Origin of the sequence: Hymenobacter sp. DG01, assembly GCF_006352025.1 — a bacterium.
Lineage (GTDB): Bacteria > Bacteroidota > Bacteroidia > Cytophagales > Hymenobacteraceae > Hymenobacter.
The window spans coordinates 926916-947031 of the sequence record NZ_CP040936.1; the positions used below are offsets into that span (position 1 = coordinate 926916).

General features: G+C 42.7%; 12 protein-coding genes. 6 read left to right on the plus strand and 6 right to left on the minus strand.

The features are described 5' to 3' along the window. Positions 1-25: 25 nt before the first annotated feature. Positions 26-3280 (minus strand): type I restriction-modification system endonuclease, encoded by a 3255-nt coding sequence (gene hsdR / locus FGZ14_RS03885; RefSeq protein ID WP_139921413.1) that lies wholly within the window; start codon positions 3278-3280, stop codon positions 26-28. Between the two features lie 869 nt (positions 3281-4149). Between hsdR and FGZ14_RS03890 the strand changes: the two genes are divergently transcribed. Further along, a complete protein-coding gene (locus FGZ14_RS03890; RefSeq protein ID WP_139921414.1) occupies positions 4150-4827 on the plus strand; it encodes a recombinase family protein in 678 nt (225 codons plus the stop codon). 13 nt (positions 4828-4840) lie between these two features. On the opposite strand, the gene FGZ14_RS21895 is transcribed toward FGZ14_RS03890, so the two are convergent. From FGZ14_RS21895 to FGZ14_RS03905, 4 genes are all read right to left on the minus strand, one after another. Further along, positions 4841-5185, minus strand: a complete 345-nt coding sequence (locus FGZ14_RS21895; protein ID WP_219601052.1) for a hypothetical protein — start codon at positions 5183-5185, stop codon at positions 4841-4843. A gap of 65 nt (positions 5186-5250) precedes the next feature. Next, a complete protein-coding gene (locus FGZ14_RS03895) occupies positions 5251-6816 on the minus strand; it encodes a hypothetical protein (protein WP_139921417.1) in 1566 nt (521 codons plus the stop codon). Between the two features lie 495 nt (positions 6817-7311). Continuing rightward, a complete protein-coding gene (locus FGZ14_RS03900; protein WP_139921419.1) occupies positions 7312-8298 on the minus strand; it encodes a hypothetical protein in 987 nt (328 codons plus the stop codon). A gap of 74 nt (positions 8299-8372) precedes the next feature. Next, positions 8373-8618: a helix-turn-helix domain-containing protein gene (locus FGZ14_RS03905; RefSeq protein WP_180754478.1), complete on the minus strand. Its 246-nt coding sequence runs from the start codon at positions 8616-8618 to the stop codon at positions 8373-8375. Positions 8619-9085: 467 nt separating this feature from the next. Here FGZ14_RS03905 and FGZ14_RS03910 point away from each other — a divergent pair, with 467 nt between their 5' ends. Next, the gene (locus FGZ14_RS03910) at positions 9086-10285 is read left to right on the plus strand and encodes a hypothetical protein (protein WP_139921423.1); all 1200 of its coding nucleotides are present in this window, start codon (positions 9086-9088) and stop codon (positions 10283-10285) included. A 675-nt stretch (positions 10286-10960) separates the two neighbouring features. Then, positions 10961-11446, plus strand: a complete 486-nt coding sequence (locus FGZ14_RS22320; protein ID WP_374221712.1) for a murein L,D-transpeptidase catalytic domain-containing protein — start codon at positions 10961-10963, stop codon at positions 11444-11446. Between the two features lie 9 nt (positions 11447-11455). On the opposite strand, the gene FGZ14_RS03920 is transcribed toward FGZ14_RS22320, so the two are convergent. Continuing rightward, positions 11456-12013 carry a hypothetical protein gene (locus FGZ14_RS03920; RefSeq protein WP_139921427.1) on the minus strand — a complete coding sequence of 186 codons (558 nt, stop codon included), beginning with the start codon at positions 12011-12013 and terminating at the stop codon, positions 11456-11458. Between the two features lie 48 nt (positions 12014-12061). Between FGZ14_RS03920 and FGZ14_RS03925 the strand changes: the two genes are divergently transcribed. The 3 genes from FGZ14_RS03925 (at position 12062) to FGZ14_RS03935 (ending at position 19877) form a co-directional block, all read left to right on the plus strand. Beyond that, positions 12062-12751 (plus strand): tetratricopeptide repeat protein, encoded by a 690-nt coding sequence (locus FGZ14_RS03925; RefSeq protein ID WP_180754479.1) that lies wholly within the window; start codon positions 12062-12064, stop codon positions 12749-12751. Between the two features lie 666 nt (positions 12752-13417). Then, positions 13418-14140 (plus strand): hypothetical protein, encoded by a 723-nt coding sequence (locus FGZ14_RS03930; RefSeq protein ID WP_139921431.1) that lies wholly within the window; start codon positions 13418-13420, stop codon positions 14138-14140. A 748-nt stretch (positions 14141-14888) separates the two neighbouring features. Further along, positions 14889-19877 carry a hypothetical protein gene (locus FGZ14_RS03935; protein ID WP_139921433.1) on the plus strand — a complete coding sequence of 1663 codons (4989 nt, stop codon included), beginning with the start codon at positions 14889-14891 and terminating at the stop codon, positions 19875-19877. Positions 19878-20116: the final 239 nt, after the last annotated feature.

A 20116-nucleotide genomic window follows, 5' to 3' on the forward strand; every position in this document is an offset into this window, starting at 1 on the left:
TAAAAAATGAAGAGCTGGAAAAGGGTTACGCCACGTACAGGCGCTCCTGAATGGTGAGCAGCACCCCGTCCAGCTCGTTGTTGAACAGCTTGTTGAAGCGGTTATAGCCGCCCTCGCCCTTGAAGGGTTCCCGGTTCAAGTCGTCGCGGGTCAGCACGGTCTCGATGCGCAATTGGTCTTCCACCCGTTTGAGGAATTGGAGTTGGTGCTTGTTCCACTCCTTTAGGTTGCGCACAAAATCGACTGCCTCACGCACCCGAATGTCGAGCGGACGCGCCGCCACGCCAAGGGCAAGGCTACGAATATAGGCAACGATGTCGGCTCCGATTTCCTGTTTTTTCGCCTTCTTCCACGCCACGTTGAGCTGCGTGTCGGTAAAGCCTTGCTGGTCAAGCAGCAGCTTCAGCTCCTTCAGCATCGGGCGCGTCAGCTCCTGCGGGTTGGTGCAGATGATGTTGAGCGCCGTGATGTGGTTGCGCTGGTTCTGCACGAATTCGGCGAAGGACTGCAGGTAGTCTTCGGGGCGGTTGATGGGGTTGGCGGGGTCGCCGCCGTAGCCGCGTTCCGAATCCAGCGCCACATCTTGGTGGTTGCTGTATAACTGCGGTTTCTTTACGCCATAAGCCTCTGACACTACGGTAAGCGCAGCAAGGTGCTGCTGCAACACTGCCGCAGCTTCTGAAGACGGTAGGGAGCGGACATAGTCAATAAATTGCGCCAGCGTTTGACCCTTCGTATTGTGCTCGAACTGCTCGGCTTGCTTACTCGATAGCTTCTTACGCTTGCGCTGCAACTTCGCCAGAATCTGCTCCACCTGCTGTTTCTGCGCATCGGAGGATTCAATACGGTCAAGCTCGGCAGTCAAATCCTCAATGGACTGGCTCGGGTCAGCCACCACGGGCTTCATGGTTGTCACCGGGTCGAGGGCTTCGTAAAGCCGCACCGCGTCGTAAATTTTGAAGGTTTCCTTGCCAATATCATCTGCCCGGCGCGTTGCTCGCCCCAACATCTGCTCATAGAGGATACGCGACTTCACCCGGCGCAGGAATACCAGGTTGCAGATGTGCGGAATATCCACGCCGGTCGTGAGCAAGTCCACTGTCACCACAATGGTCGGGTAGTGCTCGTTCTTGAACTTCTTGACCAGTTGCTGCGGCTTGTCGGCGCTGCCCGTGATTTTGATGATGGCGTCATCATCTGCCTCGATGCCCAGCTCTCTAAACTCTTCTTTGAGGATACGCACCAGCAAATCAGCGTGCTCATCTGTGGCGGCGAAAACTAGGGTCTTCTCCTTGTCGTCAGGCGACAACTGCTCTACCAGCATCTGGGCGATGGTGCGGTTAAAGCTCTCCGTCAGCACCAGCTTGTTGAAGCCATCCACGTCTATTTTCAGCTCGTCGGGCAGCACGTCCAAGTCCTCGATGGTCTGGGTCTCGGGGTTGAACGCCTGTGGAGTGCTGCCCGCTTCCCACACAATGCCCTCCTGGTTGAGCTTGGTCTTAAGCAGAATGGGCGGCTCGTGGTCGATGAGGTAGCCGTCGATGACCGCCTGCCGGTAGGTATAGCGGAACACCGGGTGCCCGAAAATCTCCACTGTATGCAGTGCCGGCGTCGCCGTCAACCCAATGCGGAACGCGTCGAAGTAGTCTAATACCAGCTTGTAGGTGCTCAGGAAGTCGAGTTGGTCTTTGTAAGAAATCTGCGGCTCCGCCATTTCCCGGTCGAGGGTGTAGCCCCGGTGCGCCTCGTCCACGATGATGCAGTCGTAGGCGTCTACCGGCAGCACGGGCGTATCCGGCTCAGCGTAGTAAATGCGCTTCACCAGCGACTGCACCGTGGCGACGTGCAGGCGGGTCTCCGACTCGGGCAGCTTGTCTTTCAGCTCCTTCAGGTCGTAAATCTCCGCCAGCGTCAGGTTGCCCTCCATCTTCACCTCGTTGAAGGCGTCGGTGGCTTGGTTGCCGAGGATTTTCCGGTCTACCAAAAAGAGGATGCGGCGGTAGCGGTTACTCTTGAGCAGGCGATACACCAGCCCGAGGATGGTGCGGGTCTTGCCCGTGCCCGTTGCCATTGCCAGCAGCGCCCGCCGCTCCGGTGCATTGGCTTCGATGGTTTCCTCCACCCGCTCAATAGCGGTGACTTGGTAGTCGCGTAGCCCCAACCCGTGCGCAGCGCGCAGGTAGTCGAAGCCGTCCGCCTTCAGCGCCGCCTCGGCAGCGTCGATATCCTGCTTGTGCAGTTCCAGCAGCGCGTCGGGTGAGTACCATCCTCGTAAGGCGCGGGCATGGTTGGATGGCTTGCGCCCGTCCAAAAACCAGATGCCTGATTTTTCGGGAAGCTGGTAATGGTAGGGTCTGCCATTGGTGGCAAATAGGAAAGGGGTGCGATACTCTCCCCACGGTGCGCCCTTCAACAGCTCGCTACCAGTAGTAAACTTAATATCCTTGGCATACCGTTTGGCTTGTTGCAGCGCGGCAGATACGTCCTTGTTCTTGCGCTTGGCTTCTACCACGCCTACCAGTGATAAACCTACGAATAAGGCGTAGTCAGCGGGACCTGATTCGGTCTGCCATTCTGCAATAGCTAGGTTGCGTCCTTTCTCCGGGCGGGTGCCCTTGTTATAACGCAGAGTAACAGTATCTGCTTCCCAGCCTGCCGTCCGTAGCTGCTCATCAATGATAGCACGGGTCTCCGCTTCGCTTAGATGTAGATTGTCAGCAGCCTTCTGAGCTTTTTGCTGCAGTTGCACCCGCTGTGGTTCCGACAGTTCCGGGCGAGCTGCCAAGGCAGCCTGTAGTTCCATAATCTGAGCTGCCAAGGTCTGCTTCTCAGCTTCCAGCTGTAGCAGTTCCTGTTCCGTATCCCGGTACTCGGGCAGCTCAAACGCAGGTGGTGTTGCGGCTTCTGTACTACCGTAGGCATCCAGCAACCACTTACCCAAGTGATAAGCCGATTCTAGCAACACACTCGCGTCGGCAAGAGTGCCGGCATTCTCGTGCGCAGCTTTATTACCCCGCCGCTTAAGCAACTGTAGAATGTCCTCTACTTGTCGTGGCAGCAATCCCTGGTACTTAAGTTCCTCCAAGCGCCGGTGCTGCGTGTTCTCCGCCAGCGAGGGGAGTTGATGCTCTGCGAACAGCCGGTCAACTAGCTTCTCTCCAAACAACCGCAGTTTGAACAGGGCAGCGGCGGGGTCATGATCAAGTTGAAATTCAGCCTCTTTGCCAAGCGTATACAAAGCGGGGAATTCGGCACGGAGAAACGTAAAGTTGCTAGTCAAAGGATAGCTGAATAGGGAGTAGAAGGGAATGTATGCAATCTACATCAAGGGTAGGGACCTTGTCAACTTCGTGAGCCTGTTCAAAACGGTTATCGCGCCTGACGAACGCACACTAAAGAATGGTTTTGCTTGCTTTGATGTAGGATTATTTTGATATAATGTCAATTCTGTACCTTGAAAGGTCAAATCTGTACTCACAAAGGTCATTTCTGTACCACTTGCTGTCAAAAGTGTACCGTTGAAAGGTCAATTCTGTACCTCGAAAGGTCAATTGTGTACCGTTGAACTGTCAATTCTGTACCGTTGAGATGCTGTTTTGTACTGATAGTCAAATAGTTGAGACGTTCTCAATACTTATAAAAGAACTTAAAAAGAAAAAAGACTACTAACCACCTGACCGGTGAGCAGCAGTTTTTTTAGTGAGCTTTAAAAGGGAGAGACGAAGTAAGGGATTAGCAAGCTGTCAAGGCTGATTAGGTGCTTTCAGGAGGTTAGAAGGTGTTGCTTGGATGGTCTTACCCAAACCAAAGCTTTCATGCCCGTGACGAGGCTAGAAAACGGTGATTTCAATTGCGCCTGCGAAACTGACGCATAACAAGGGTTTGACTAGGTTGAAAGTCGTAAGTGAATCGATGTAATTGCACTATTGCAGGACGGTGTACATGGGTAGTTTACCCATGAGTTATCGGTAGGTAGGAAAGGTATTTTACCGGTGACCAGAAAGCAGGTTGTCTGACTGCCCACTTGGTTGCAACATCCATTATTCTATTTGGATGGTGACTAGTCCGTTTCGACAGTTATTCAAACATCCGTTTGAAAAATTGTCGGCAGCCGCATACTTCGTGTATTGACTTCGCGTTGGTCCGCCCATGCACAGCCCAACCAAAAAATACGTCACCTACTTTCGAGTTAGTACCACCAAGCAAGGCATTTCCGGTCTGGGCATCGAAGCTCAACGAAATGCCGTCCGCGCATTCGTTCAAGACCCGACGCAGGTGCTGGCAGAATTTACAGAAGTAGAGAGTGGCAAGAACAACCAGCGCCCGCAACTGCAAGCCGCCATCGAGACAGCCAGGAAGCAAGGCGCTACGTTACTAATCGCAAAACTTGACCGCCTCTCGCGCAACGCGGGGTTCATCTTTGCGCTACGGGATGCCGGCGTGGACTTCATATGCTGCGACATTCCCGATGCGAATACCCTCACGGTTGGCTTGTTTGCCGTCATTGCCCAACACGAGCGGGAAACCATCAGCAAGCGCACGAAAGACGCGCTGGCAGCTAAAAAGCAGCGAGGGGCTAAGCTGGGTTCACCCCAAAACTTAACCCCCGCTGCTATTCAAAAAGGACAAGAAGTCCGCCAACGAAACGCCCGCGAGAATCAGCAGAACCGCCAGGCGATGATGCTCAGCACACTGCTGCATAAGCAAGGGCATACCTTGACTTCTATCGCAGAGCAGCTAAACGCTGTAGGATGCCGAACCCGACGAGGCAATCAATTCTACCATTCGTCCGTGCGAATACTGCTCAATAGAGCACTTGAATCGTGAAAGGAATCGATGACTAAGAAGGTGTTATGCTGTTTTCGTCAACTAGTAAGTCAGTCAGTATGGTGTCAATAATATCCGCACGGGTGGTGATGGCTACAATGAAATCATCTACAGATATGTAATCTGAGTACTCATTGTCGAGAACGGGAATAAGGCTACGTATCTTTTTGTACAGCTTCTTGCCAACCTCAATATTCTTTCTGGGTGTGAACTTTGATTGATAACCAGAGCATGTAGGTCGTGGCTTCAAAATGTGAATATGGTAGCTGTAGTCATGGAGTATATCATCAAATTCTGAGTCGAAATAAGCTATTGGGTCATCTTCCCTCACAACCTGTATGGTCAAATCTTTATTCATATAATAGCGCTTCAGAAATTTGATTACGTCTTTGCGCTTGCTTATGTATACTTCTCTTGCCATTGTTATTTAAAATTTGGTTTTAATCCGATGCTGGAAAAGGCTTTCTTGATTACTCTTCTTGCTTTATCTGCTTGGTCTGCGGGCACCATAAAGGAGTCGTGAATAGTGCCAATTCTAGTGATGTTGTTGTCGATAAGAGCTTTGCAAACCACTGTGTATACAATGTTCGATTCTAAGCGTTGAGCAAGCAGTGCGTTATTGGCGTAATACTTAATACGTTCGTCCGGTTCTGCTCCGCGCTCAAAATCCCACTTGAGCTTCTTTATATTAAAGAATAAACTATGAACACTAGGAAATTTATCCTTGAACAACTCGTAACACTTTTGTGTAAAGAGTCGAGAGATTGCTTTTTTTAAATACTTATTCGCAGTATTCAATGCAACTTCGGCAATCTTGACGCGCTCTTGATTTTCTTCAGCCAACGCATTGTTGTATTCTTGCTTTGCATTAGCAAGTAAGGTCACATGGTTGTCTATTGAATTTTGACAACTCTCAATTGTTAGTCTCTCTTTGTATGTATAGTTGGAGAAAAATGCTCGGTAACAAATCTTCTTTGCTTGGTCTCTTGTAAAACATTCTCCGTGTCTATTATTGTATTCATCACGCAAATAATCGTATATGCCATATTCAGAGTTTCCACAAAGTTCACGGAAGTGTATGGCATCCGCCTGATTATAAGCTTTTTCAAAATACGGAATGGCATCTTGGCATTCAGGGACATAACGTTTGATTAGTTTAGGGCTGATAATACTCAGAAACCAAGGCTGGCTTGCGACTATATCAATCTCTACATAAGGGATATTCAAATAACCTGTATATCGAACCCTACTTCGAATTGATTTTATGAGAGTGGTGAGTACAGCATGTAGACGACCTGCAAACGGGCAGATAACGGCACGATTGATAGGGGAGTAGTTGAACTTCTCGATAATAGCAGTCGTTAGACCCTCACTTGGGGAAATGCCTCGGCTAATACAATAGTCATTAATAAGACCACGGGTAGTTTCGTCATCTAGTAATACCATATTTCCCATGCTTGATAAGATATAATTTCTGTAAAATTCAGATTGTACTTTCAAATCTTTGCATACCTTATTGATAGTTAGTATTTTGTTCATCAGTACTTTGTCATTAGGCTCTATCTCTATACGCTTGAATAATGCGCTATCAGAACGTAAGTGTTTGGGGATTCTATACGATTTGCTCTTTTTTGACACCTTGCTGAAATACCCCTTCTCTTTTATCTTGCCGTATGGATTAACGGTTTCTCTTTCCAAGTAGTTGGCATTCAATAACATATTGAGTGTTTTTCCGTAGTTGGCTCCGAGAATTGTCCGAAGAGTATTACAATGAATATGAGTATATCCATTCGGGTTGTTGTTAAGATTCAGGTAGATAAGGTCTTGGCATAAGACTGTATATAATAAGCTAATCTGGTGCACGACCCTTTTTACTTGGTCTTCTTTCTTGACTTGGTCTTCTGTATTGGTAATAGTAGCTACTATACTATTTAGATGGTCGATATCTAGATTAGGTGGCAAGAACAGTTGTTTTCTTTTAATGAGCATTGAAAATTGATAGTTGTAATCGAGTAGGTGGATGTTGTGGTCACTCTGTCAAAAGTTGACATTGTTGTAATAGTTATAGATGTGACTTTAGGATTAGTTTGAAATATCTTATACATTACTCGTTATGTGCTAAGTGCTTGTAGTAGTAGAACTACAAGTGACATTAATGCATAAAACATCCGAGAGAAGAGGGGATAGAGAAGTAGAAAATAGGAGGTATACACTTTGTCGCACGAATTAATCTAAAACCGCCTCTATTAGCTCACAACGAACATTTTGTCTGGAATTAAGAAACAAAAAACCCTGCTGTCAATCACAGCAGGGCACTTCAAGACATGTAAGGTCTCCTTGACCAAGGAGTATGATTGCATTGCTAAGCAGTGACTTAGATAACTATGTTCATTCGCAGGTGCTAATCATGATGTGTTGTGTACTATTCATTTGCTAACGTTCTTGCTTACTGTGCTATGTAGCCATGTATTACAAGGAACGCACTCATATAGGGAAATCAAGCTGAATTTTGAAGGAGTCCAGTATATCCTGGTAAGTACCACTTTGAAGTGCTGAGATTAACTTAAGGGTAGCTTGATGTAAGGAAGCACTGTAGCGTTCGAAGTCGTTCTTGCGGCGTAAGATGTCCTCTACTTCCTCCGTGTCTTCAGCGTCATCTGCTTCTGCGGCGAATACTCCATTTTCATCAACAATGATTTCATGTAAACGGCTTATCTCATTCATAGTGTCAGCATTAGCTAATATCGATAGGTAAAGCATAAGAAAGGCTGCTACATACACCAAGACATATACTGTGTCAAGCAGGAACGCATCCTCTGTAAGGACTATAGTATTATGCTCATCCTCAATTATGTCCTCGTAACGTTTGAGGCTGATATTTTGCTTCGAAAATTTGCAGGAACCGTGTTTGAATGCATTAGCCAGCATTCTGAATTTATTCACATGGTGGTTTAGAACATTAGCTCCTTTGTACAAGTGGTCTTGATGAATATTGAAGTCTTGCTTTAAAATCTTAAAGACCTCAAGCTCTTGTATGTTATAAGCTCGGTATATCTGGTTGACGCCAGAGTTATTATACTCATCCAGGAATCCGACTGTATCTTCTAGAATGTGGTAGAGGCGGGTATACCCTAAGAACAGCGCGTCTTGGATGGGCTTGGTAAAGAACCTGTCCGGCAGGATACAGCTAGATTGTCTAGCGTTATAGTCGCTCCGAAGCTGTGCGACCCTTTCCTTAACACTAGTTAAATAATCACCCGCAAAGGTTTCTCGAAATATTTCTAGTTCTAACTGCGTTTCAAAAAACCTACTGACTAGTAAGCTGATACTTTCTACTATTTCGCTATCAGCATCCGATTCAGCTTGCCCATGTTGCTCTCGAAGCCTTCGAGTCCCATCCAACATACTTGCCTTAATGGCTTTCAGTTTTTCGTATAATTCATCTGCCTGGTTAGGAGTACGAGAGGTCATGCAGGAAGTAGCAGCTGTATAAAATTGGCACAGTAAAGGTAGCCTCTACTCGATGTTCACTTGTATCCTTTTAATTACAGCCCACTATCAGAACTTGTTATTGCTGGGTCATCTACAAGCTCCTTTACCTCCATCATCAAGGCTCTGCTGATAGAAATCAGCACGTCAAGTGTTGGACTGAGTTGCGCTAACTCAATCCGCTTGATAGTAGACTGTTCTAAGTTGGCAATATCCGCAAGCTTTTGTTGGGAGTATCCCTTTTGACGGCGCAAATACCGCAATCTTTCGGCAAACGCCTTGACACCCGCTGGGTTTTTCACACAGCAAGCTGCCCGAACCCGTATAGAATTTTAAGGGCTTATACGCCCTTAAAATTGCACTTTGTTGTAAATTGCACGAACGTTATTGCCTACATTTCAACTACTGAATATGTTTTCTGAACTACGCCGGCTAGTCATTCTAGCTGGGCTGACTATTGTGCCATTCTTTCATTCTTCTACTCATGCGCAGAGTGGGGCAACCCTGCCACCTGCTAAGACCTACTTCCTGGATGGAGCTGGTAACAAGCTTGGGGTGAAAGAAAGATGGACGGAAGATGGTGGCGGAGAGAAAAACGGAACCTATATAAAGTACGACCGCTCAGGTCAAGTCATTACATGGTGTGAAGCAAGGAGCGGCTATGTACATAGATGAATACGGCTCCTTTAACTGGCACACCCCCTGCAGGTTCATCGGTAACTATACGGCGGGCAAGAAGACAGGAGTGTGGTCGCTTTATCTCTCTGTGATGGGTTCTGCCTTTTCGGAGCAACCCAACGTGAAAGAGGAATTTGATATCACTGGCACTCTAATTAGAAGAGCATCCTTTGAAAGTGGTAGACCGACTACCATTTACTCCTACAATGCTAAAGAACAGCGCACCGGTGCCGCCCGACTCTATGCTAAGGACGGGGTTAGCTATGCATCAGGCAATTATCGGGAGGATAAACCAGTGGGTGTATGGCAGAATGCATCACTTGAGAATGACCGGTATCTTACATACAAAAAGGGCTATAAGGTAGAGTTTGAAGGGGGGCAAGCCATAACCATCATTGATAGTAATGGGAGTGTCAGGTCACTAAAGGCAGAGGCTCGACAGCGCGAAATGGAGGCGGCAAATGAGCAAGCAGCCCGAGAAGCAGCTGCTGCGGCAGCACCTAAAGTATACGCTCGTATCGCGGGTGTTAAAAGTATCCGGTTTACTCCTGACAGCTATATGCTTACACCTGAAGGCAATGCGGCAATAGCTTCCATCGCCAAGCAAATCAACGAGCGAGCTAGTAGTGCGCAGAAGGTGAGTACTGTGTATATCTCATCGCACGCCGATGGATATAGCTACACGACAACTGATACAACGAAAAAGATGATGTACATCTTGACGTTGAACAGGTCATTGGCTGTCAAGCTAGCCTTACAAGAGCAATTAGAAGACAAGAGCACTTCCTTTGTTTTGTATGGCTGCGCAGGCTCTTTACCAACTCAGAATGGTGACTTAAGCGGTTTCGATGACGACGTGCGCGTGCAAATGGGATTTGATGAAGAACTGCCTAATGCCGAGCGAGTGTACAGCGAGTTAAAAGAAAAATTTGGGTTGGGTAGCGGAAACGTCATTGTGCCCAATACCATTATGCGCCGTTCAATCCTCAAGCTTGTACCCTCGTATTTTGAAAACGAACAGCTAAGGCAACTAATGGTGGATTGTGCACAAGGCAAGGTTTCGAAGGAAGAGTGCTTCTATAAAATTCCTCAAGAACTATGGGTGCCAACAGTATACACAGAAAAGTATGGTGAAGCGGCAACAGAGGATTTCAGAAAGGAAGTAGAAACGATGTTCTATAAACTGAGCAAGAAGTACAGCTTACTAAGCTTAAATCAAGGTAAAGGGTTATTGCCAAGTGTATTATTTCATAAAGAATTAGAGCAGTATATGAGTAAGGCGACAAACTAACGTTTTTAACCTCGGACACCTGTTTAAGTATTAAAATAAGTTACTTCTATCTGTCATGATGTGGAGTTGTTTGCAGTGTAGCTATCTCTACGAGGTTGTTAATAGAAGCGCTGCTGAACAGTCGCAGTGCCCAAAGTGTGCTAAGTATCAAACTGCCGGTGTCAGCTTTGCACGGGATTTAGCGGAAGGGCAGTGGAATCCAGCTAAGGGATTTTTCTTCGGCTCACCGTTCGGTAAAGGCATCGTGAAAGGTATATTCATTGTAATCGTGCTAGTCGTAATTCATACAATTTTAGAGCACAAATTCGGCTTGGGTAAACAAAGTCAACGCTATGTACTCTTCACATTCGGTGCCGCTGCATGTGCTACGTTGAGCCATTGGTATGATGCATCTGTAAAGCGTAACTCGACTAGTGGCTATTGCATCTGTGCGTTGTTTTATGGGATTATTGGACTAGGAGTTGCATCTGCAAAAGGGATGTGGTGGGGGATATTCTGGTTTGTGTATGTGTATTGGGATGGGTTTTGGCTGTTGGTAGAAACAGTAAAACATCGTCTATGAAATACTGCTCAATAAAACGTCCAGCCCAAGTATTGCTAGGGGCGATAGTATGTCTAATCATCCTGTGCGTGAAGGACAGGATATTGTCGCCTTACTACCGTGCTAAATACTTCATGTATCAAGCGCCTGGATACCCAAGTGTGAAAAGCTTAGCCCGACTAGTTGACCATAATCCATTTTACAATCAGCATCATGCCCTATTAATTAACATGACGCTGCCATCTTCTGCGCCGAGGTTACGAGTTGTAGACCTGCAAAAAGGCAAAATCGTTTTTGAAACATGGGTGATGCATGGTGAAGGGAGTGGTAATGTGCGTGCAACCCATTTCTCAAATCGACAGGGTAGCAACCAGACTGCACTGGGGCGTTACGTTGTGGTAGGGCAATACCGTGGCAAGTTTGGGCGTGCCTATCGTCTAGCTGGGTTGGACGACACCAATAGCAACGCGCTGAGTAGAAGTATTGTCCTGCATTCTTCTCGCTACATCAGCAGAGGGCATGTGGGGCGCAGTAAGGGCTGTCCAGCTGTGTCTCAGGCTGCCCTGAAGACGATGAAGCCATACCTGCAAATAGGTACGTTAGTGTGGTTGTACCGGTGAGCTACTAAGCTATGGTGTGGATTGAGCTGCTAACCATTGCCTGTACCATACCTGCTCATCCCGGTGTAGTTTGCTAGGGTGCGTATCCAGTCGCACGACAAAGTAGTTGGAACTACAGCTGATGCTTACATACTGCAATGCTACATCCTGCTGAATAGCCGCATGTTTCGGTGACGCATTAAACCGTGACCAGATGTAGTGAGCCAGTTTGCGAGGATTGTTGCGATAGGGTTCAACATCGGCAATGCCCCCGACCAGTTCGGCATGGAAAGTAGCGTAATCGTGAAACAGGCTATCCTGCTCCTGCATACGCTGATTATGCTGAACTGTGCCGAATAGAAGGTTAGAGTCAAAGCGCACGATAGGAGCACTAGCAAGCGCCTGGTGACGCTTGTAATTAAGTGCGCCAACATATTCTCGGTTCAACTCCAACAGGTCGCAAGGAGGTCTGAAGTAAGATGCAGGATTTACACTCAAGCCAGCTACAGGCAAACCCAACCAATCCGGCGTCACTTGGATGGTTGCTATACAGCAAGAGGCAAATGTTGCCAGTACCCAATTTGTCATCAGGATTCAGGTGGAAAGATGACTCGCTTGCGATACGAATTAGAACTAATGAGCCACGAAAACGACAGTTATACTGGAAAGCATATAGGTAGTGTAGGAATAGTTCTACTAGTGCTGGTTGGTGTAAGCCTATTCAGGGTGTTAGACGGCTCACGTCCTGCACCTGTGCCGTCAGCCGCCAACGCAATTCATCAGTTGCGCTCCGAAAACTATCAGTATGCCATCAGGGAATTTGATATGCTATTAAAAGTCTGCCCTGATAGTGTTCGATGGCTTAGGCTCAGGGGCTTTGCTTACGACAAGTTAGGGATGTATGAGTCAGGTATAGAAGACTTCACTGCTGTCCTCCATTACCAACCACAGGATGTAGCAACACTCAATAACCGGGGCTATGCCTTCTATCAAATCGGACAGTTAAAACAAGCTGTTGCTGATTATAACAGAGCAATAGAACTGAACGATACTTTCGTACCCGCCCATAGCAATCGGGCACTTGTATTAGTTGCCCGGCAGCAGTATGCGAAGGCACTCCAAGACATCGACTTTGCTCTTACACATGGCGACACCATGAACTCAACCCTGTTCAACATACAGGGCTATTGCCTAACGCAACGCAACCTACCGAATGAGGCTATTGAAGCGTTCAACAGAGCCATCATGTTAGATTCTGGGTACACAGACGCCTTACAAAACCGGGCAGCAGCCTACAGGTTGAAGACAAAAGCTCTAGTGGAGTAGAATCTAAATCCCATTGATGCAGGCTAACCGTTGCAGTCTGTATTTGCGGTGTAAGAAGCGCATTCTGTCATAGGTGATATCCTCCGTTGTAAGCGTGTTGGGTAGGGGTGATACGTTGCTGAGGGCTAGGTTGATAAAGAAGAAGGCAACTTGTGGTGGGACGAAGAGAAAAGAGGTTCTGCTGTTATTAACTAGGCAGAATATCCAATTGATATAATCGTCCATATCAGGACTCGTGCACCTACCATCAAAATAGATGAGTTCCTTGGGGAAGTGAGCTTCAACACAATTGAAGAATTCTTGAAATTCTTCTTCGGATACTGGCGGGATAAACATTCTTGTAAACGTTATATGGTTTATATTGTATATATCTTAAAATCGTAGTAAGGCAATGTTTGGTGATAGTCAATGCACATCCTGAAGCATTTGAAGCGCTTGTAGTATAGGTAATATTAGGTGTTCTTTTGCGCGGCAATATTCTATCTATCAAAGTGGATACTTGTTAATCTTAGTTAGTGTGTAATTTTGTTGATTTGTATATGTACTATCAATATTATTTAAAACTTAAAAATAAATTGTGTCTATAATAAATAGAAAGATAAAAAACTAGTAATGCTGTCTTTGAATCATAAATTCATAAGCAGCTAGCAATAAATTTTATAAAAAATGAATCATTTAAACATTTTAAAATATGATAATTGTATGCAGATGTTGTTTGCAATTTATCAAGATGTATCTTTATGTAAAGAATGTATAGTAACGCATAGTAATACTGATATTGTGGTAACAATTAACGGTAATCGTGTTCATTATGCAAAAATTACATATGAACAATTGTGTAAAATATATGATTTTTACAAACATTTCGATTATGATTTTTCTAGTGATATAGAGGAACCTATTGAACTTCTCACAAAGCTTGGGAACTTGCACCAAACAGAAGAGGAATGTCAGGCAGCGTTCGGAAAGTATTTGGAATTGTATAATACAGATACAATATACTTTGAGATGTGTCTTGAAAAAGAACAAAATACGGTCAGCTACAGTGCAAGTATTAATGCCGCTGATGACCTTACAATCCCAAATGCGCCAACGGCTTTTATCAAGTATATAATTGATACCTATGGTACACTTGACGCGCCATACTACCGTACTACAGAAATGATATACTACGATGCAGATGATAAAATTATAGACGATTTTTTTATACTCGATGAATATGTTCGTATGGAAGAGCGACAACTTTCACCAGAAGAAATAGAAGTATCTAAGTCGATGTATCGTTATGCTTACTGCTACAGGGCACACCTTGACAGTGAACAAATTTTGACTGAGTACGGGAATTGGTATCGTAAAGTCAAGATCGATGAACTGCTTGCTGAGCTATAGGAACAACGTAAACATGATGAAAATACCGTGATTATAGTGCAAATGCCTCAACAAGAATTTCTTGTTGAGGCATTTGTTTACAATAGGGGGTGTTAAAATCCGGCTATTCAGCAGATGTGGCATTCTTACGTGGACGAAAGAAGGTCATACGGTAGCAAATGACTTGTTTAAAACACTAGCCTTCTTTGCTGAGTTCGTGTACATGTTTATGTTGGTACCAACCATCATCCTGCTCACTCCATCGCATATCGTACTACCATTGGAGATAGGTGTGACCTTGCTTGGTGCTGGTCTCTCATTGGAGATAGTGAAGGAGGTAAAAGGCTACTACCAGCGTAAGACTACCGATGGCGACGGTGGAGCACTCGCAACACCTGAGTCTGTCGAGCCACCAGCCGAGCCAGAGCTGATGTCGAAGAGGTAGTGCTGAGTGTCACAAAGTGCAACTTTCTTCCGGTTGAGCGCAGTTCAAAATATGAGTAAAGCATCACTATAGGACTATCGGGAGAAATGTATGTGTAACTAGAAATAAAGTGTAAGATGGAGAGCATTGGTGCTTGGTAAAGTCATACCCAATGTTAATCTTGAGGCAGATAGCTTGATATCATCATACTTATACCTGTCTAATAGATGTAAGCTAAATGATGAGAAAGCTAATATATGTATCACTAAGATATTTAATGAAGAAATAGTCTTAGGTTACAGGTTTAGAAAAAATTCAAATCAATTCTCTTAAACTCTCCATGTGATGGAATTAAAAGCACTTGACCTTCGTAGTTCGTCTCTCTCCTTTAATCAAATATTTTCTGACAATATTGTTAGAAGGGAAAATATTGTAGAAGAAATAGAGGACTTAACTATTGATGATTCGAAATTGGTTATAATTGAAGGGGGAGAAGGCATAGGCAAAACGAATCTCTTATTGCAATTCGCAAATAAGCACAGAATGGATTGTTTTTGTTATTTTATTAATCCAGCAAGTAGACTTTCTTATAAACAGGATTATTTGATGCATGATATAGGAAGTCAGATATATTTTTATAACACATCAGAAGAAGTGGCCGAAGAATTTGAAATTGATGACGCTGTCTTTGGTAGACTATTATTCGAATTGATTAGAAAGCCAAAGAAAAACAAGAAAGTATACTTTATTCTTGACGGGCTTGACCAGATTGAGAAATCTGACATAGAGCTTCTGAAGCCTGTGCTTCACGATTTGCCGTGGGGTAGTAATGGGTTTTATTTTATTGTGTCTGGTGAATATGATAAAATAAAAGACATTCTTCCTGTGCATGCTATGAAGAAGTCAAAAAGCATCAGAGTGCCAAGATTTACATCTGATGAAACCTATTCCTTTTTTAAAGATGTGATTGATAGAGAAGATAAAGAGGATTTAGTGGAAATTCATAATATTTGGAAAGGTCATCCTGATAAATTAAGTCAGGTGAAACGCATATTATCTAATGGAGTAGGGGTCAAGGAATTCTTAAGAAATGGAGATATTACTGAAAAGAATACTCTGCTAGATATAGAATGGAGTCAGTCTGGGTTGGATGATAAGGCTTTTGATAACAGTGCTGTAAAATTAATGTGCATTCTTGCTTTTGATGATAATATCAGAAACATTAATAAAATATCTGAAATTATATCTTTGGATATTTATAATGTAAAAGAATTGGTTAATTGTATTACATTCTTGGTTTTGAAAAACGATGAAATGTCATTTGTTTCAAAAGCATTCAGGGTTTATGTGCAAGGCAAGCTTAAAAAGTATGAAGCAAAAACATCGTCTATTTTAATAGATTTCTTTACAAAAAATGATGATTTCGATTCTGTTGTAAATCTCCCGAATTTATTTACTAAAGTACAAGATTGGGAAAGTGTAGTAAATCTGTTGAGTCACGATAATATTGGGCTTATAGTTTCTAGAAGTAACTCATTTTCAGATATAAAAAAACATATTAACTATGGATATAGTGCTTCTATGAAACTAAAACAATCATATAATAACGTTTTTAAGTTTTCTCTTTATAGGAGTACTATAAATGGTCTTCAGGGAGTTGATTCTAAAGAAGACCAGATACAAGCATATGTGTCATTAGGCAAAATTGAAGAAGCATTGGCGTTCATTTCAAGTACCACTTTGAAAGAGGATAGGGTGAAGATGCTTATTTCTTTTGTAAAATGGTGTAAAAAAACAAAAAAAGAATATGATGAAGTTATTGTTGAAGAAATAAAAGAATTAATAAAGGATATAGATGGAGAATATCTGAAAGATAATCTTACTGAAATGATAACAGGTCTTGCTTATTTTTTGCCAGATTTAGCAGTACAGTTAGTGGAAAAAGCGTCTGGACTGAAAAGTGAAAAAACATCAGTTGAGTGGCTTCTAGGATATATTGCTATGATTATGAAGAGTGGAGCCGACTCTATGATGGACAGCGAATCTATTAAGGTATCCTCAGATATTAAGGATAAAATGTCAAGTGGTTTTGCTGATAAATTCTCGAAATCTATTGCTTTCGGTATTAATGAGGTAACGGAAGAGGATATTATAAATGAAATATCAAAAATTGACAATCAATCAGATAGGCTTTATCTGTTAAGGCGATGGATTAAAAAAAATAAACAATCAAGCAATATAGTTAATATAATAGAGTATGCAATTGAGCTAATGTTGCAAAATTCTTATAATGTAAAACCTACAACAACTATGCTATTAGATGTTGTGTATCCTATTTTGTTTTTTGAATCGTATGATTTAGTAAGCGAAATAGTTAATAGGGTAGATGAGTTAACGATTACAATTAATAGCCCTAGTATAGACAGAGTAAGGCTAGAAATGCTCCTGATAGACAGTATATCAAAATTTGACATTGACACTGCTAATGACAGAGCATTGGCAATGCAGTATAGTTATATCGACACAATCAGTGACCTGTCTGTAAAAGTTGAGTCATTGGCTCTGTTGTGGTCGCTCATCGTTGAGATGAGCAGACATGAAGCAGTCGATATCAGTAAATTTATTTTAAGCGAAGAACAAGTAAAACAAGATATAGGTAACTCCGTAAATAAGTTGCTAAAATCTACTGCTAACCATCTGAAGGAGGTTGGTTCTGCTATTGAAGTTTTGGCTAAGATTGATTTAGATTTTGCAGTTGACATAGCAGATAGACTAAACACCCAGCCAAGAAGAATGCATGCTCGGTTGTTGTGTGTAGAAATTTATGTCGATACTCCAATCAAAGAGTGGAATGTAGAAAAACTAAAAAATGCCATGAATGGCATAGATATACCATCCCTATATGCCAAAGCGGCTGTTTATGTATTCGAAGCTGCTTATGAGCAGCGTGAAAGAACTGTTGATTGTCGTAATAAGATAGTACAGTTGTTGCCAATGATAAGTAAAGTTTCGGGGAGCAGCTCAAAGTGTTATTTAGTTACACAAGCCATTTATTTGCTGAAGCTTCAACCTGAAACATTTGATGGGCTTGCATTCAACTATAATACTTTAGTTGCAAAGCTATCTGAGTTTCTTTCTGATTTCTGGAATAAAATGGATATTCCTTGGGAAAAAATAATGGCAGGATATCAGATGGTTTCTAAATTAGCGGATAACGATAGACTACTCGCTGAAGAATACTTTATCAGAACAGAAAAATTAGTAGAGGAATGTGCGGTTATTAACCCTTTGCATTCGTCCATGATGATGGATTCAATCAGATTGATGATTAGAGCCTACGCAGGATTACTTGAAAATGATAAAGACATGCCATATGATAAGATAACATCTATGATTAATAATATGCCATCGAGTATAGAGCAAGCTCAACTATGGTCTGAGCTTGCTATAAAGGCAGGGTTAGTACCAGTTAAATCTGTCACAGAAGATATTGTTAATAAACATATAATGCCTATAATAGAAAAATATAAAAAATCAAAAGATAAACTGTATTACTATTATATTCTACGTGTTGCTGCTGCTGCAATTCATTTAGCTCAACCAGCATCTTTGAGATTGTTATTGGACGCAATACCTAAAGATGATATTAATGAGAAGGAAAGAATAATATCTTCTGTTTGCTTCGTTTTATTAACGAAATGCCCTGATAATGAAGCATATGATGATATAAAGGGTTCCCCTAACTTTAAATACCAAGATGCTATCGATTATATAAACCTTATATCTATGGTAGAAACTGATGGTGCTCTTTATGACCATATAAGAAACTTGTCTGTGGTTGCAAAGAATTATCCAAATAACTTTCTACGAGACCATAAAAGTGATATTACCAATAAGCTTACAAAACTTATAGATGATAAATTGCCTAATAAAAGAACCGGTGTATTACATGACGGTTATATTGTAGCCGCTAAAGCTTCAATGCAACATTTCAGTTTAGCTCCTTCAAATGGACAAAGTAACGTTTTTGATGCATTAGGTGCTCAGGCAGCAACTATTGACAATATTGCTGACAAAGCACTTGTATATAGTATCCTTTCAAAAGAGTGTTCTAATAAGAAAAAGAAATTAGAATTTTTGGATTTGTCTTTTAAACATGCTGATGAAATTGAATCTCTTACTGAGAAGATAGATTACTACGAAATAGCCCTTGAGTCAGCGCTAAAAATATCTCAGGAAAAGTTCAGTGAAAATTTGGCTAAAATTCATGGTGAAATTTATAAGTTAGATGATTCCGAAATGTTTCCAACGTTTAGACGATTAGTTGATATAGCATATAAGCATGATAAAAACGTAGCGCAAAAAATGATATCATCTCTGGACACAGACCCCGCCCGTAAGAAGATGGTTGAACCTGCATCAGACCACCTAAGTAAGCTGGAGCTAGAGAAAGAAGTATTAGGCGACTACACCCAATTCTCTCGAATCAGAGATAGAAGGCAGATGAGTACAATGGCTTGGCAGATGCTAGGACAATTGAATGCCAACAAGCGATTTAGTAGGGATATGGAAGAAACATCTGCTATCCTGCGAAATGCTTCTAAAAGCCCTTTCTACTATTCTGTGCCCGTTTTTGAGTTCTTTCTTCAGAGCACCATTAAGAGCAATTCCAATAGCGTGAAGAATCTGCTTTTGTCTTTCTATGATTCTGCTTACTCCAATGCTAAGCTGACATACTCATTGATTTGCAGTTTGTCAAATAAAAATTCTAAAATGTTAACATACACAACAATGGAGTCAAATAGCATTTTTGTTGCAAAACCCGGAATGAGGAATGAGGCAATTAGTTTTATTGGCAGACATTTAAAAGAATCAGGTTCGTCTGATGTTTATATTGTAGACCCATATTTTTCTGAACTAGACTTTGAATTCCTGAAGAATGTTTATGATTGGTGTTATGGTGCATCTGTTACAGTGTTGACAAGTGGCGATTCAAGTGGTGATTTTAGTAAATTTTCTTACTCAAATGCTTGGAGAGAAGTTTCATCTGAAGAATTAACTAATTATTCATTTGTCAAAGCTAGTAATCAGGTTAAGAAATCACCATTCCATGATAGGTGGATAATCATGCACGATAAGATGCAAGGATTAAGAATAGGGACATCTATTAATTCACTTGGTGTTAATAAGATTTCTGAAGTTTCAGTCATGTCACCAGATGAAGTTCAAAGCATATATAGCTCTGTAGTCGTTCCGCTTATCAAACACAGGACGCGGGAATATTCTCTGGATTCTAACGACTACACTGTAAAGTATGAGTCGTTTGATATGTAAATAAATGAAGAGGTGTTAGGAGAGAGTTCTTCTAGCACCTTTTTAGATAATATCTACTATCTATTTTTTTTTAAAAATTATATTGTGATAGGGTAGGAGTAATGTGATGCTTCTGGAAGGCTACTAGTATTCGATATCTGATGTCTTCAGCATTGCTTTGCACTACAGTAATACTATCATGGATTGGCAGAGCGAAGTAGTGCTCTGGCTGGTAGGTATTCTCAAAGGGATAGCAATTC

Bases quoted from the DNA above. Each gene is read 5' to 3' on its own strand.
- FGZ14_RS22320 (WP_374221712.1), top strand. From the start codon at position 10,961: ATGTATCAAGCGCCTGGATACCCAAGTGTGAAAAGCTTAGCCCGACTA.
- FGZ14_RS03895 (WP_139921417.1), bottom strand. From the start codon at position 6,816: ATGCTCATTAAAAGAAAACAACTGTTCTTGCCACCTAATCTAGATATC.
- FGZ14_RS03930 (WP_139921431.1), top strand. From the start codon at position 13,418: ATGAATCATTTAAACATTTTAAAATATGATAATTGTATGCAGATGTTG.
- FGZ14_RS03900 (WP_139921419.1), bottom strand. From the start codon at position 8,298: ATGACCTCTCGTACTCCTAACCAGGCAGATGAATTATACGAAAAACTG.
- FGZ14_RS03910 (WP_139921423.1), top strand. From the start codon at position 9,086: ATGGGTTCTGCCTTTTCGGAGCAACCCAACGTGAAAGAGGAATTTGAT.
- FGZ14_RS03925 (WP_180754479.1), top strand. From the start codon at position 12,062: ATGAGCCACGAAAACGACAGTTATACTGGAAAGCATATAGGTAGTGTA.
- FGZ14_RS03920 (WP_139921427.1), bottom strand. From the start codon at position 12,013: ATGACAAATTGGGTACTGGCAACATTTGCCTCTTGCTGTATAGCAACC.
- FGZ14_RS03935 (WP_139921433.1), top strand. From the start codon at position 14,889: ATGGAATTAAAAGCACTTGACCTTCGTAGTTCGTCTCTCTCCTTTAAT.
- FGZ14_RS21895 (WP_219601052.1), bottom strand. From the start codon at position 5,185: ATGAATAAAGATTTGACCATACAGGTTGTGAGGGAAGATGACCCAATA.
- FGZ14_RS03890 (WP_139921414.1), top strand. From the start codon at position 4,150: ATGCACAGCCCAACCAAAAAATACGTCACCTACTTTCGAGTTAGTACC.